At 65.3% G+C, this 14,546-nt stretch carries 10 protein-coding genes and 1 tRNA gene; 8 read left to right on the forward strand and 3 right to left on the reverse strand.

Annotated features, from left to right (window positions below; translation table 11 throughout):
- Positions 1–91: 91 nt before the first annotated feature.
- Entirely contained in the window at positions 92–1,330 is a 1,239-nt protein-coding gene (gene ilvA / locus GB880_RS02235) for a threonine ammonia-lyase IlvA (RefSeq protein WP_154492573.1), read from the forward strand.
- Positions 1,331–1,339: 9 nt separating this feature from the next.
- On the opposite strand, the gene GB880_RS02240 is transcribed toward ilvA, so the two are convergent.
- Entirely contained in the window at positions 1,340–1,690 is a 351-nt protein-coding gene (locus tag GB880_RS02240) for an Hpt domain-containing protein (RefSeq protein WP_154492571.1), read from the reverse strand.
- A gap of 100 nt (positions 1,691–1,790) precedes the next feature.
- Between GB880_RS02240 and GB880_RS02245 the strand changes: the two genes are divergently transcribed.
- Positions 1,791–3,068, forward strand: coding sequence for a PP2C family protein-serine/threonine phosphatase (locus tag GB880_RS02245; protein ID WP_327077751.1), 1,278 nt, complete (start codon positions 1,791–1,793; stop codon positions 3,066–3,068).
- A gap of 14 nt (positions 3,069–3,082) precedes the next feature.
- Here the strand turns inward: GB880_RS02245 and GB880_RS02250 are convergent, their stop codons facing one another.
- The gene (locus tag GB880_RS02250; RefSeq protein WP_154492569.1) at positions 3,083–3,520 is read right to left on the reverse strand and encodes an NUDIX domain-containing protein; all 438 of its coding nucleotides are present in this window, start codon (positions 3,518–3,520) and stop codon (positions 3,083–3,085) included.
- Positions 3,521–3,603: 83 nt separating this feature from the next.
- Positions 3,604–3,688 (reverse strand) — tRNA-Leu (locus tag GB880_RS02255).
- 248 nt (positions 3,689–3,936) lie between these two features.
- Here GB880_RS02255 and GB880_RS02260 point away from each other — a divergent pair.
- The 6 genes from GB880_RS02260 to gltB all read left to right on the forward strand — a co-directional run bounded on the left by GB880_RS02260 (position 3,937) and on the right by gltB (position 14,309).
- Entirely contained in the window at positions 3,937–5,535 is a 1,599-nt protein-coding gene (locus GB880_RS02260) for a GMC oxidoreductase (protein WP_154492567.1), read from the forward strand.
- Positions 5,536–5,566: 31 nt separating this feature from the next.
- A complete protein-coding gene (locus GB880_RS02265; protein ID WP_154492565.1) occupies positions 5,567–6,559 on the forward strand; it encodes a complex I NDUFA9 subunit family protein in 993 nt (330 codons plus the stop codon).
- Positions 6,559–7,362 (forward strand): undecaprenyl-diphosphate phosphatase, encoded by an 804-nt coding sequence (locus GB880_RS02270; protein WP_154492563.1) that lies wholly within the window; start codon positions 6,559–6,561, stop codon positions 7,360–7,362. Before GB880_RS02265 ends, GB880_RS02270 begins: the two co-directional genes overlap by 1 nt.
- Before the next feature lie 149 nt (positions 7,363–7,511).
- Entirely contained in the window at positions 7,512–9,005 is a 1,494-nt protein-coding gene (locus GB880_RS02275; protein WP_154492561.1) for an NAD(P)-dependent oxidoreductase, read from the forward strand.
- Positions 9,006–9,015: 10 nt separating this feature from the next.
- Complete coding sequence (locus tag GB880_RS02280; RefSeq protein ID WP_154492559.1) at positions 9,016–9,762, forward strand: hypothetical protein; 747 nt, start codon at positions 9,016–9,018, stop codon at positions 9,760–9,762.
- 14 nt (positions 9,763–9,776) lie between these two features.
- Positions 9,777–14,309, forward strand: a complete 4,533-nt coding sequence (gene gltB, locus GB880_RS02285) for a glutamate synthase large subunit (protein ID WP_263467252.1) — start codon at positions 9,777–9,779, stop codon at positions 14,307–14,309.
- Positions 14,310–14,546 lie beyond the last annotated feature (237 nt).

Raw genomic sequence — 14,546 nt, forward strand, 5'->3', positions numbered from 1 at the left:
AAGGGTGAAGGCACGTTCGGACCGCGCTGGCGGACCACACCGCCGCGCAGCCCGACTTGCCAAACGCCGGCTTTCGCGCCATTGCAGGACGATGGAAACCTATGCTGCCTCTGTCCGTCTGGCCCAGGACGCGCTGCGCGACCTGTTCGAGCCGACGCCCTTGCAAAGAAACGACCACCTTTCGGCCCGTTACGGCGCCGAAATCTGGCTGAAACGCGAGGATCTGACGCCGGTGCGCAGCTACAAGCTGCGCGGCGCCTACAACGCCATGCGCAAGATCGGCGCCGGCGCCCAGGGGCATTTCGTCTGCGCCAGCGCCGGCAACCATGCCCAGGGCATGGCCTTTGCCTGCCGCCATTTCGGGGCGCGTGGCACCATCTTCATGCCAGTGACCACGCCGCGGCAAAAGATCGACAAGACGCGCATCTTTGGCGGCGACTCGGTTCAGATCGTGCTGACCGGAGATTATTTCGACCAGACCCTGGCAGCCGCGCAGGGTTTTGCCCGCGACCAGGGCGCAACCTTCCTGTCGCCCTTTGACGATGCCGATATCATCGAGGGACAGGCGACCGTCGGGGCTGAAATACTGCAACAGCTTGATTCGCCCCCGGATCTGGTGGTGCTGCCCGTGGGCGGCGGCGGGCTGGCGGCAGGCGTCACCCGCCTGCTGGCCGAACAGGCCCCGGCCACGCGCATCGCCTTTGCCGAACCGCTGGGCGGCCCCAGCCTGCACGAGGCGCTGCGCGCCGGCCATCCGGTCACCCTGCCCCATGTCGACAATTTCGTCGATGGCGCGGCCGTGGCGCGCATCGGCGATCTGCCGTTTCAGGCCCTTGGCCGCTTTTATCCCGATCAGGTGCATCTGGCGCCCGAGGACCGCATCTGCGGCACCATCCTGGAAATGCTGAACCTCGAAGGCATCGTGCTGGAACCGGCCGGCGCGCTGGCCATCGACGTGCTGCGCGACATCCCCGATCTGGCGGGCCAGCGCGTGGTCTGCGTCTGTTCGGGCGGGAATTTCGATTTCGAGCGCCTGCCGGAGGTCAAGGAGCGCGCGCAGCGGTTTTCCGGGTTGAAGCGCTATTTCATCCTGCGCATGCCACAGCGGCCGGGGGCCTTGCGCGATTTCCTGCAACTGCTGGGCCCGGATGACGATATCGCGCGCTTCGAATATCTGAAAAAGACCGCGCGCAACTTCGGCTCGGTCTTGATCGGCATCGAAACGACGGCGCCGGAAAATCTGGACCGTCTGCGCGAACGGCTGGACCAGGCCGGGATCGGCTACCGCGACATCACCCACGATCCGGTCCTGGCCGAGTTCCTTATCTAGGCCAGCGGATCAGGCGCGGCGCGGCGTCTGACGACGCGTCTGCCCTGCCTGCATATCCCGCATCAGCATCTGTTTCGATTCGGAATAGACCCGCAACAGTTCGTTGATGCAGATGTTGTCGCAATCGCGCGCCGCTGCATGCTGTTCGGCCCGATCGCAAAGACGCCCGAATTCTGCAAAACCCAGGTTTGCCGCGCAGCCCTTGAGGAAATGCAGGTCCGTTTCAAGCCGCGCCGGATCACGACGCGACAGGCGCATCATCACGCCTTCGACTTCGTCGAGAAACAGTTCCAGGATCAGCTGGAACTCGTCGTCGCCAACCTCTTCGCGCAGTTCTTTGATGCGGTCCCAGTCCAGCATTGGCAACCTTTGGCAGAATCACCCCACATGTTTAGCAGATAATTCTCCTCTGGCGGGTTAATGGGGACAATTTTCGCGATTAACGGAACTTTCAGTTCAGTTGGGCTACACCCATGCCATGATGATCCTGGACGCCACGGCTGTGACCTCGATTCCGCAGAACTCGCGGCTAGTTCTGCTGGTCGACGACAGTCGGGCACAGCGGCGGACGCTGGCGGTGCAACTGATCCGCGCCGGCTATCATGTCGTCGAAGCCGCCAGCATCGACGAGGCGCTGGCGATCTGCCAGGAGCGCCGACCCGATATCGTGATCTCGGACTGGATGCCGGGCAGTGCGGGGCTGGAATTCTGCCGCCGCTTTCGCGAGATGCAGTCGGACCGCTATGGCTATTTCATCCTGCTGACATCGCGCAACGACAAGAAGGACGTGACCGCAGGATTGCGCGCGGGGGCCGACGAATTCCTGACCAAGCCGGTGTCGGGGGCCGAACTGCTGGCGCGGCTGTCGGCCAGCGAACGCATCCTGCGGATGGAAGAGCATCTGCGCAATGCCAATGCCCAGCTCAACGACACGCTGACGCGGCTGCGCGAAACCCAAGCGGCCATCGACCGCGACCTGCGCGAGGCGCAGCGCCTGCAACAGGGGCTGGTGCGCGAACGCCAGGGTCATTTCGGCGATTTCGACCTGTCGCTGCTGATGCGCCCAGCCGGACATATCGGCGGCGATCTGGTCGGCTTCTTTCCCATCACGGCGCAGCGTGTGGGAATCTTCGCGCTGGATGTCGCGGGGCATGGCGTGGCCGCCGCGCTGCTCAGCGCGCGGCTGGCAGCATTGCTGTCGGTATCGCCCGATCACAATATCGCGCTGCGCCAGACCGATCGCGGCGAGACCGACGGCCACCCCCCGGCCGAGGTGCTGCGCATGCTCAATGCGCTGATGCTCGACGAAATCCGGACCGATTCCTACTTCACCATGGTCTATGGCGACCTTGACCACACGACCGGACGGCTGCGGCTGGCTCAGGCGGGGCACCCCTACCCGATCCTGCAGCGCCACAACGGCACCATCGAGCGCATCGGTCGCGGAGGCTTGCCCGTGGGCGTGTTCCCCAACGCGGATTACGAAGAGGTGCAGCTGGATCTTGCCCCCGGGGATCGCCTTTTCATTACCTCCGACGGTTTGATCGAGGCAGAGAATCCGCGTGGCGAGCCCTTGGGCGAAGAGGGGCTAGAGGCGATCCTGCGCATCAATGCCAGCCTGCATGGCGACGCGCTGCTGGAATCGATCTGCTGGTCGGCGATGAACTATGCCGGCGGGCAGCGCAGCGACGATATCTCGATCGTTCTGGTCGCCCGTCGTCCCGGCGCGCCGGGCTAGCGCGCCGATCAGGGTCATCGGGCAAGCAACCACGACACAAGCGCCCGCGCCCCCGGGTCTGCCAGCAGATCGGCGACATCGCCCAGCGCGACCCAGTGGGCGCTGTGATGCGGTTCCATCGGCGGGCCGCGGCGCAGGATCGGCCGGGCCAACCAGACGTGGCACAGCTTTTCGGCCCAGAGACCATATTCCGGCATGAAACAGAACCGCCGGTAAGTGCCCAGGTGCCGAGCATTGCCCAGGGTCCAGCCGGTTTCCTCGGCCACTTCGCGATGCAGCGCGACCAGTTGCGATTCGCCCGAATCGATCCCGCCGCCGGGCAGCTGATACTCGGGCTGGGGCTGGTGCTGCAGCGTCAGCAGCGCCCGCCCGCCGCGCAGCAACAGGCCATAGACGCCGGGGCGCAGCCGGTAACGCTGTCTTTGGGGCGGGGGTCCGTATCGGCGGATCATGCGGCTTCATGCACCTGCAAGAAGAACGATTGGTCAGAAACGCAAAACGCGCGCAAGCCCATGGACTTGCGCGCGTTTTGTTTTGGTGCCCAGGAGAGGACTCGAACCTCCACGCCTTGCGGCACACGGACCTGAACCGTGCGCGTCTACCAATTCCGCCACCTGGGCAGGTCGCGTGAGCCGGGTGATTAAGCCCAGTCGCGGGGGGTGTCAACGGCGATTGACGAAAAATTTTTGCCCCATTGTCGTTTTTTGTTTTGACCCCACCGGCGGGCTTTGGCTGACGTCTGGTGCCGCACGGATTTGTGGCCTACACAACCGTGACGAAAGGCGCGATAATCCGCCGCAGCCAAGACGCCTTTCCGCGACAAGTCGTTCAGCCAGCGCAAAAACCATACAGAAAAGCATCGAACTCCATGGACGACATCAGAGCCCGCGATTGGGATGCGATCGTCATCGGCACCGGTATCGGCGGCGGCACTGCGGGGCGCAGGCTGGCCGAAGCCGGGCTTTCGGTGCTGTTTGTGGAAAAGGGCCCAGATCTGGGCGACACGGCGATGCCTGCGCTGAACATGGATGCGCGCCAGCCGGCAGATCGCCTGGCCCGGGGGGCCTGGCCGCGGTTGCTCGAGGCCGAACTCGACGGCCGCTGGTATGAGCTGGACGGCATGATCGGCGCCGGCGTCGGCGGCACCTCGGCCTATTACGCCGCTACGCTGGAGCGCCCCGAACGGCATGATCTGGACGATTCGCCGGAACAACCGCATCCGACGGGCGGCTGGCCCGTGGGCTATGATGCGATGGAGCCCTGGTTCCGCCTGGCCGAGGACTATTTTCACATCAACGGCGAGGCCGATCCCCTGGCCCCGAACGGCGCCTGCCTGCGCCCGCCGGCACAGCCGCTGACCGCCTCGGACGCGGCGCTGATGGACCAGCTAAGACGGTCGGGGCTGCATCCGTATCGGACGCATATGGCGGCGCGCTTTCTGCCCGGTTGCGAAAGCTGCTTCGGCCGCCGCTGCCCGCGGCGCTGCAAGATGGACGGGCGATCGGCCGGCGTGCTGCCCGCGCTTGAGACCGGGCGCGCGGCGTTGCTGGACCGCTGTTCCGTCATCAGGATCGAGGCCGATGCCCAGGGCGTCACCGGACTGCTCTGCCAGCGCGACGGGCATCGCTTCACCCTGCGGGCGCGCCGGTATGTGCTGGCCGCGGGCGGGCTGGGTTCGCCGGCGCTGCTGCTGCATTCCGCCAGCGATCTGTGGCCGCAGGGCCTGGGCAATCGCAACGGTCTGGTCGGACGCAACCTGATGTTCCACCTCAGCGAGATCATCGCCATATGGGCCGGCCATGGGCGGCAGAACGAAGGGCCGTCCCGCTCGATCAGCCTGCGCGATCTGTATTTCATGGGCGGCCAGCGTTTCGGCACCGTGCAGTCGATGGGCCTCAGCGCCGGTTACGGCGAAATCCTGCATTCGTTGAACGGGCATTTCGACCAGTCGCGGCTGCGGCGGCTGCGGCCGCTGCGGCACGGATTGCGGCTGCCGGCGCTGGCGGCGGCGCGGCTGCTCGGCCGGGCAAAGCTGTTTGTCGGCGTGCTCGAGGATCTGCCCTATCTGCACAATCGCCTGCTGCCCGATCCCGCCGATCCCGAAAGGCTGCGCTTTCATTACGACATATCGGACGAGCTGCGCCAGCGTCGCGCCGCCTTTCGCAAGGCGATCCGCGCCGCCTTCCGGCCGCACCGGGCCCTGTTCATGGGCGCCGCGCCACAGCTGAACTTTGCCCATCCCTGCGGCACGCTGCGCTTTGGCGACGACCCGAACACAAGTGTGCTGGACCGCGATTGCCGGATGCACGGCCTGTCGAACCTCTATGTGGCCGATTCGTCCTTCATGCCGACCTCGAACGGGGTCAATCCCAGCCTGACGATCGCCGCCAATGCGCTGCGCGTGGCGGACCGGCTGGCGCAGGGCCTGCACGCCCGGCTTGCCGCTGGCGGCCAGCTTGGCTATTGAGCGCATGAGCACCCACGAACAGGAGCGAGCGATGTCGGCACCCAAGCTTGTCACGATCTACGGCGGCTCTGGTTTCCTGGGCCGGCAGATCGCCCGCATCATGGCCGCCGAGGGCTGGCGCGTGCGCGTTGCCGTCCGCCGCCCCAACCTGGCGGGCGTTGTGCGCACCTATGGCAATCCCGGTCAGGTCGAGCCGGTCCCCTGCAATGTGCGCGACGATGTGTCCGTTGCCGCCTGCATGGCCGAAGCCGATGCCGTCATCAATTGCGTGGGCATCCTGGTGCGCGAGGGCAAGAATACCTTCGACGCCATTCACGAAGAAGCCGCAGGACGCATCGCCCGGATTTCCGCCGAAACCGGCGTCGCGCATATGGTGCATGTCTCGGCCTTGGGCGCCGATCCCGATTCGCCCAGCCGCTATGCCGCCTCCAAGGCACGGGGCGAGGCCGAGGTGCTGCGTTATCGCCCCGATGCGGTGATCCTGCGGCCTTCGGTCATTTTCGGTTCCGACGACAACTTCTACAACCGCATCGCCGCGATGACGCGACTGGGGCCGGTGCTGGTCGTCCCGGGCGCCGATACACCTTTGCAGCCGGTCTATGTGATCGATGTCGCGCGTGCCGCCGCCATGGGCGCCAAGGGCGAGGCTGCCCCCGGCATCTACGAACTGGGCGGCCCCGAGATCCTGACCATGCGCCAGATCGCCCGGCAGGTTCTTGAGGCAACCGGACGCCGGCGCCTGATCCTGGGCCTGCCGCACGCCCTTGCCGGACTGATGGGGGGGGTGCTGGATGCCGTGCAGGTGGTGTCGGGCGGTCTGCTGACCAATCGCATCATCACCCGTGACCAGACGCGCAGCCTACGCCAGCCGAACACCGTCGGCAGCGGCGTCAAGACCTTCGCCGATCTGGGAATCGTGCCGACCTCGGCGCCTGCGGTCATCGGCGACTATCTGTGGCGCTTCCGTCCCGCGGGTCAGTATGAGGCCATTACCGCCTCGGCCAAGAACCTGCGCAGCAACTGATGGACCACAACACGATTGTCGCGGCCCTGCTGGGGCTGCTCGAAGGGCTGACCGAGTTCATCCCGGTGTCCTCGACCGGCCATGTGCTGCTGGCCGGACATTTCCTTGGCTTTGATTCGCCCGGCCGCGCCTTCGAGGTGCTGATCCAGCTGGGTGCCATCCTGGCGATCCTGGGACTTTATGCAGGGCGGCTGTGGCGGATATGTCGCGACGCGCCGACGGATCCGCGCGCACGGTGGTTCATCGCGGCGGTGCTGCTGGCCTTTCTGCCGGCGGCGGTCATCGGGGTGCTGGCGCATCGGCTGATCAAGGAGGTGTTCTTTGAAACGCCGGTGCTCATCGCCTCGATGCTGATCCTGGGCGGGGTGGTGCTGCTGTTCGTCGATCGCATGGCCCGCCAGCCGCGCTATTTCGCGGCCGAGGACATCCCGCTGTCGGCCGCCTTCAGGATCGGGCTGATCCAGTGCCTGGCGATGATCCCCGGCGTGTCGCGATCGGGGGCCACCATCGTGGGCGCGCTGCTGCTGGGGGCCGACAAGCGCTCGGCGGCCGAGTTCAGCTTTTTCCTGTCGATGCCGACGATGCTGGGCGCCTTTGTCTATGACCTCTACAAGAACCGCGACATCCTGGACGCTGCCGCGACCGGCAATATCTTGGTTGGCTTTGTCTGCGCCTTTCTGGCGGCGGTGGTCGTGGTGCGCTGGCTGCTGGGCTATGTTTCGGCCCATGGTTATGCGCTGTTTGCCTGGTGGCGGATCGGTCTGGGAGCCGTTGTCTTGCTGGCTTTGCAGGTTATTGGGTAAGTATTACTTACCTTATTTCCGGCGATACTCGCCGCATCAGGCTTCTGCCGGACGAAAAATCATCAAATAGGTAAGCCCTACTGACTTTTATTTGGCTGCGGCCTGTTCTATCAGGCCTCGACACCCTCGCCAGCGAAGGACGCGCAGCCATGGCCACGCAAAAAATGCTCAGATTCGTCTCGATACCGCGCGAGATGCCCGAGAAGCGCGATGCCACCGCGCGGTCCGAGGATTTTCACGAAATCTACCGCGAATTTGCCGATGCCAAGGCCCGCGAGCAGGCCAGCCGGTGCAGCCAGTGCGGCGTGCCCTATTGTCAAAGCCATTGCCCGCTGCACAACAACATCCCCGACTGGCTGCGCCTGACGGCCGAGGGCCGGTTGCAGGAAGCCTATGCCCGCAGCCAGGAAACCAATACCTTCCCCGAGATCTGCGGCCGCATCTGCCCGCAGGACCGGCTGTGCGAAGGCAATTGCGTCATCGAGCAATCCGGCCACGGCACCGTCACCATCGGCGCCATCGAAAAATACATCACCGACACAGCCTGGGAAAACGGCTGGGTGCAGCCGGCGACCCCGGTGCAGGAACGTCCCGAGTCGGTCGGCATCATCGGCGCCGGCCCGGGCGGGCTGGCAGCGGCCGAGCGCCTGCGGCGCCTGGGCTTTCAGGTCACCGTCTATGACCGCCATGATCGCGCCGGCGGGCTGCTGATCTATGGCATCCCGGGTTTCAAGCTGGAAAAGGACGTTGTCGAACGCCGCACCCGTCTGCTGATCGACAGCGGCGTGGAATTCGTGCTGAACACCGATGTCGGCCGGGACATCAGCTTTGACGCCATCCGCGGCCGGCATGACGCGGTGCTGATCGCGACAGGCGTCTACAAGACCCGCGATCTCGACATCGACAATGCCGCCGCCAAGGGGGTGGTGCGCGCGCTGGACTACCTGACCGCCTCGAACCGGGTCGATCTGGGCGACGATATCCCCGATTACGAGGACGGCGAGCTGAACGCCCGCGGCAAGCGCGTGGTCGTGATCGGTGGCGGCGATACGGCGATGGATTGCGTGCGCACCGCCATTCGCCAGGGCGCACAATCGGTCAAATGCCTGTATCGCCGCGACCGCGCCAACATGCCCGGCAGCCAGCGCGAGGTCCAGAACGCCGAGGAAGAGGGCGTCGAATTCGTGTGGCTGTCGGCGCCGGGCGCCTTCAGCGGCCATGTCACCGGCGAGGCCCGCACCGCCCAGGAACGCGACGTGGACGACACCGGCGAGGTGCCGACCATCAGCGCGGTGCGGGTGCAGCGCATGCGTCTGGGGGCACCTGATGTCAGCGGTCGGCAGTCGCCCGAACTGATCGAAGGCGCCGATTACGACGAGCCGGCGGATCTGGTCATCAAGGCCCTGGGCTTCGAGCCAGAGGATCTGCCGCGCCTGTGGGGGGTCGAAGGGCTCGAAGTCACGCGCTGGGGCACGATCCGCGCCGACTATCAGACCCATCAGACCAGCCTGCCGGGCGTCTTTGCCGTGGGCGACATCGTGCGCGGGGCCAGCCTGGTCGTCTGGGCGATCCGCGACGGGCGCGAGGCCGCCGACAGCATCGCCAGCTATCTGTCGGGCGCGGCCCGTGTCGCTGCCGAATAGGGGCGATGCGATGTCCGCCCCCAGACCTTTCCGCTTCCGGCCCATGGCGGTCGCCGCTTGGCTGAGCCTTGCCGCCGGCGCCGCCCAGGCGGCAGGCTTCACCCCGCCCAAGGGCTGCACGCTGGACATGACCGTGCAGAACCGCAGCTGCACCGTCAGCCAGCATTACCGTTGCGCCCAGGACAAGCCCGGCGACCAGTGGGTGGTCTATTTCGATCGGGACGGCGCCAGCTATCGTTCGCGCATCGATCGCGAAACCCGCTGGATGGAAAGCACCGATCTGCGCACCGGGCTGACCGATGTGCTCGAGGATCAGGCCCGCGACCATGCATCTTTCAGCACGCTGTTGAAAAACGGCCGCGACGATTTCGATTTCTGGACGCGCGCCGACAGCGGCGAAAGGCTGCGCCATGTCGGCCACGACGTGCTGACCGGCCAGAAGGTGCAGATCGACGGCGTCACCCTGGAGGTGACGCAGTTCGAGCTGACCACCTTCAGCGAAGGCGGCGAGGTGCTGATCCAGCGGCGCGGCCAGCAATTCGTCAGCCGCGACCACGGACGGTTCTATGGCGGCATCGAACAATCCAGCGACTGGACCGGCACGGCCCAGGAAACCAACGACAGCCCGGTCACCTTTGCCTTTCCCGGCCAGCCCGGGTTCGGCGCGGTAACACCGGAATATGATTGCGACCTGCAGATGGTGCGCGGCCGGGGCGCCGACATCCTGAGGCAGCTTTTCGAGGAGGCACGGACGTGAAGGGTTTTGAACAGATGAGCTGGGAACAGCAGGAACAGGCCCGCCGCGACTGGATGGCGGAACATTCGCTGTACCGTGCCGAGGACGAACATTCGTCCTGCGGCGTCGGGCTGGTGGTCAGCCTGGACGGCAAGGCCAGCCGCAAGGTGGTGGAAAGCGGCATCAATGCGCTGAAGGCGATCTGGCATCGCGGCGCGGTGGATGCGGATGGCAAGACCGGCGACGGTGCCGGCATCCATGTGCAGATCCCGGTGCCGTTCTTTTACGATCAGGTGCGGCGCACCGGGCACGAACCAGATCAGGACAAGCTGATCGCCGTCGGCCAGTGCTTTCTGCCGCGCACCAACTTTGCCCAGCAGGAACTGTGCCGGACCATCGTGGAATCCGAGGTTCTGCGCATGGGGCATTACATCTATGGCTGGCGCCATGTCCCGGTGAACACCGCGGTTCTGGGCGAAAAGGCCAATGCCACCCGCCCCGAGATCGAACAGATCCTGATCCGCTGTGAAAAGGCCATCGACGAAGAACAGTTCGAGCGCGAACTCTACATCATCCGCCGCCGCATCGAAAAGGCGGCCATCGCCGCGCAGATCGCGGGGCTATACCTGTGCACGCTGTCCTGCCGCAGCATCATCTACAAGGGCATGATGCTGGCCGAACAGGTGGCCGAATTCTATCCCGATCTCAAGGACGAACGCTTTGCCTCGGCCTTTGCGATCTATCACCAGCGCTATTCCACAAATACCTTCCCGCAGTGGTGGCTGGCCCAGCCCTTCCGCATGCTGGCGCATAACGGTGAAATCAATACGCTCAAGGGCAACACCAACTGGATGAAAAGCCACGAGATCCGCATGGCCAGCCGCGCCTTTGGCGACATGGCCGAGGATATCAAGCCGATCATCCCCGGCGGCTCGTCCGATTCCGCAGCGCTGGACGCGGTGTTCGAGGTGATGGTGCGTTCGGGCCGTTCCGCGCCGATGACCAAGACCATGCTGGTGCCCGAGGCCTGGTCCAAGGCCACCACCGACATGCCCAAGCCCTGGGCCGACATGTATGCCTATTGCAATGCGGTGATGGAGCCCTGGGACGGCCCGGCGGCCCTGGCGATGACCGACGGGCGCTGGGTCTGCGGCGGGCTGGACCGCAACGGGCTGCGGCCGTTGCGCTATGTCGTGACCGGCGACAACCTGCTGATCGCCGGTTCCGAAGCCGGCATGGTGCCGATCGACGAAGGCAATGTGCGCGAAAAGGGCGCGCTAGGTCCGGGGCAGATGATCGCCGTCGACATGGCCGAGGGCCGGCTTTACCACGACCGCGAGATCAAGGATCACCTGGCCGCAGCCCAGCCCTTTGGCGAGTGGCTGGAAAAGGTGGTGCAGCTGTCCGAGATGATGAAGGAACTGCCCGAACCGGTCACCTTCACCGGCGAGGAACTGCGCCGCCGCCAGATCGCGGCCGGCTACACGGTCGAGGAAATCGAGACCATGCTGGCCCCCATGGCCGAGGATGGCAAGGAGGCACTGGCCTCGATGGGCGATGACACCCCGCCGGCGGTGCTGTCGGGTCAGTATCGGCCGATGTCGCATTTCTTCCGCCAGAACTTCAGCCAGGTCACCAACCCGCCCATCGACAGCCTGCGGGAATCGCGGGTGATGAGCCTCAAGACCCGTTTCGGTAACCTCAAGAACGTTCTGGACGAATCTTCGGCGCAAACCGAAATCCTTGTGCTGGAATCGCCCTTTGTCGCCAATGGCGAATTCGCCGCCATGATGCGCATGTTCGGTGATGCGGTGACGCAGATCGACTGCACCTTCGCCCAGGATGCCGGGCCCGAGGCCATGGGCGAGGCGCTGGCCCGCATCCGCGCCGAGGCCGAGGATGCCGTGCGTTCCGGCGCCGGCCATCTGGTGCTCAGCGACGAGCGCCAGGGGCCGGAGCGCATCGGATTGCCGATGATCCTGGCCACCAGCGCCATCCACAGCTGGCTGACCCGCAAGGGGCTGCGCACCTTCTGTTCGCTGAACGTGCGCTCGGCCGAATGCATCGATCCGCATTACTTCGCGGTGCTGATCGGCTGCGGCGCAACGACGGTGAACCCCTATCTTGCCCAGGATACCATCGCCGACCGCATCGCCCGCGGCCTGCTGGGCGGCAGTCTGGTAGAAAACATGCGCAACTATCGCGAGGCGATCGATTCCGGCCTGTTGAAGATCATGGCCAAGATGGGGATTTCGGTGCTGTCCTCGTATCGGGGCGGCCTGAATTTCGAGGCGGTCGGGCTGAGCCGGGCGATGGTGGCGGAATATTTCCCCGGCATGCAGTCGCGCATTTCCGGCATAGGCCTGCACGGCTTGCAGGCCAAGCTGAAGGACATCCACCGCAAGGGCTTCCACGAATCCAGCGCCGACCTGCTGCCGATCGGCGGCTTCTACAAGGCGCGGCGGTCGGGCGAAAAGCACGCCTGGGAAGCCAATACCATGCGGCTGCTGCAACTCGCCTGCGAAAAGGCGTCCTATGACGTGTGGAAGCAGTTCACCGCCACCATGCGGGCCAATCCGCCGATTCATCTGCGCGACCTGCTGGACATCAAGCCCCTGGGCAAGCCCGTGCCGCTGGAAGAGGTGGAAAGCATCACCTCGATCCGCAAGCGTTTCGTGACCCCGGGGATGAGCCTTGGCGCGCTGTCGCCCGAGGCGCACATGACGCTGAACATCGCCATGAACCGCATCGGCGCCAAGTCGGACAGCGGCGAAGGCGGCGAGGATCCGGCCCATTCGGCGCCGCTGCCGAATGGCGACAACCCCTGCGCCAAGATCAAGCAGGTGGCCAGCGGCCGTTTCGGCGTCACCGCCGAATATCTGAACGCCTGCGAAGAGCTGGAAATCAAGGTCGCCCAAGGCGCCAAGCCCGGCGAGGGCGGCCAGCTGCCCGGCATGAAGGTCACCGACCTGATCGCGCGGCTGCGCCATTCGACCAAGGGCGTCACGCTGATCTCGCCGCCGCCGCATCACGACATCTATTCGATCGAGGATCTGGCGCAGCTGATCTATGATCTCAAGCAGATCAATCCGCGCGCCAAGATCACGGTGAAGCTGGTAGCCTCCAGCGGCGTCGGCACCATCGCGGCGGGCGTCGCCAAGGCCAAGGCGGACATCATCCTGATTTCCGGCCACAACGGCGGCACCGGCGCCTCGCCGGCGACCTCGATCAAGTTCGCGGGCCTGCCCTGGGAAATGGGCCTGACCGAGGCGCATCAGGTGCTGGCGATGAACCGCCTGCGCGACCGGGTGACGCTGCGCACCGACGGTGGCTTGCGCACCGGGCGCGATATCGTGATGGCGGCAATGATGGGGGCCGAGGAATACGGCATCGGCACCGCGGCGCTGATCGCCATGGGCTGCATCATGGTGCGCCAGTGCCAGTCGAACACCTGCCCGGTCGGTGTCTGCACCCAGGACGAAAAGCTGCGGGCGATGTTCAACGGCTCTGCCGACAAGGTGGTCAACCTGATCACTTTCTACGCGACCGAGGTGCGCGAGATTCTGGCAAGCATCGGCGCCCGTTCGATGGACGAGATCATCGGCCGCGCCGATCTGCTGACCCAGGTCAGCCGTGGCGACAAGTCGCTGGACGATCTGGACCTGAACCCGCTGCTGATCACCGTCGATGGTTCGGAAAAGATCGTCTATGACCGGTCCAAACCGCGCAATGCGGTGCCCGACACGCTGGATGCCGAAATCATCCGCGACGCCAGCCGATTCTTCTCGGACGGGGAAAAGATGCAGCTGAGCTATGCGGTCAGGAACACCCAGCGCACCGTGGGCACGCGCACCAGTTCGATGATCGTGCAGACCTTTGGCATGCGCAACAAGTTGCAGCCCGATCACCTGACCGTGCGGTTGACCGGCAGCGCCGGGCAGTCGCTGGGCGCCTTTGCCGCACCGGGGCTGAAGATCGAGGTCTCGGGTGATGCCAATGATTATGTGGGCAAGGGCCTGTCCGGGGGCACCATCGTCGTGCGCCCGCCCATGGCCAGCCCGCTGGTTGCGTCCGAAAACACCATCATCGGCAACACCGTGCTTTACGGTGCCACTGCCGGATACCTGTTCGCGGCCGGCCGCGCCGGGGAACGCTTTGCCGTGCGCAATTCCGGCGCCAAGGTGGTGATCGAAGGCTGCGGCAGCAATGGTTGCGAATACATGACCGGCGGGGTTGCCGTGATCCTGGGCCGTATCGGCGCCAATTTCGGCGCGGGCATGACCGGGGGCATGGCTTACCTTTACGACATCGATGGCGTTGCCCGCGACTATGTGAATGCCGAAACCCTGATCCTGTGCCCGGTCACCCAGCCGCACTGGGAAGCCGAGCTGAAGGGGCTGATCGAGCGTCATCAGAAGGAAACCGGCTCGCGCCGGGCCAGCGATATCCTGCAGAACTGGGAACAGGAAGTGCAGCGGTTCATCCAGGTCTGCCCCCGCGAGATGTTGCCGCACCTGAAACATCCGATTGCCGACATTCAGGAAGTGGCCGCGGTTCCTGCGGAATAGCCCCGCCGCCGCGAGCCCTGCAGCCGGGCGACACCCACCCGTCGGGCCGCCCGCCCAGGTTGGCCGCGCTGCGGCCAACCTTTCCCGCATCTGCATGTGCGGGACCGGGCCTCGGGGGAGGTTTGGGGTAAAGTCTTGCGCATCCTTTCGACGGTCGAAGAACCGGCCCGGCCGCCCCCGTTCCCTTCTCGGGTCGAATCTGGATCTGCACGGCACCCCGACCTGCACCTCTGATGA

The sequence above is a fragment of the Paracoccus sp. SMMA_5_TC genome, assembly GCF_009696685.2.
Taxonomy (GTDB): Bacteria; Pseudomonadota; Alphaproteobacteria; order Rhodobacterales; family Rhodobacteraceae; genus Paracoccus.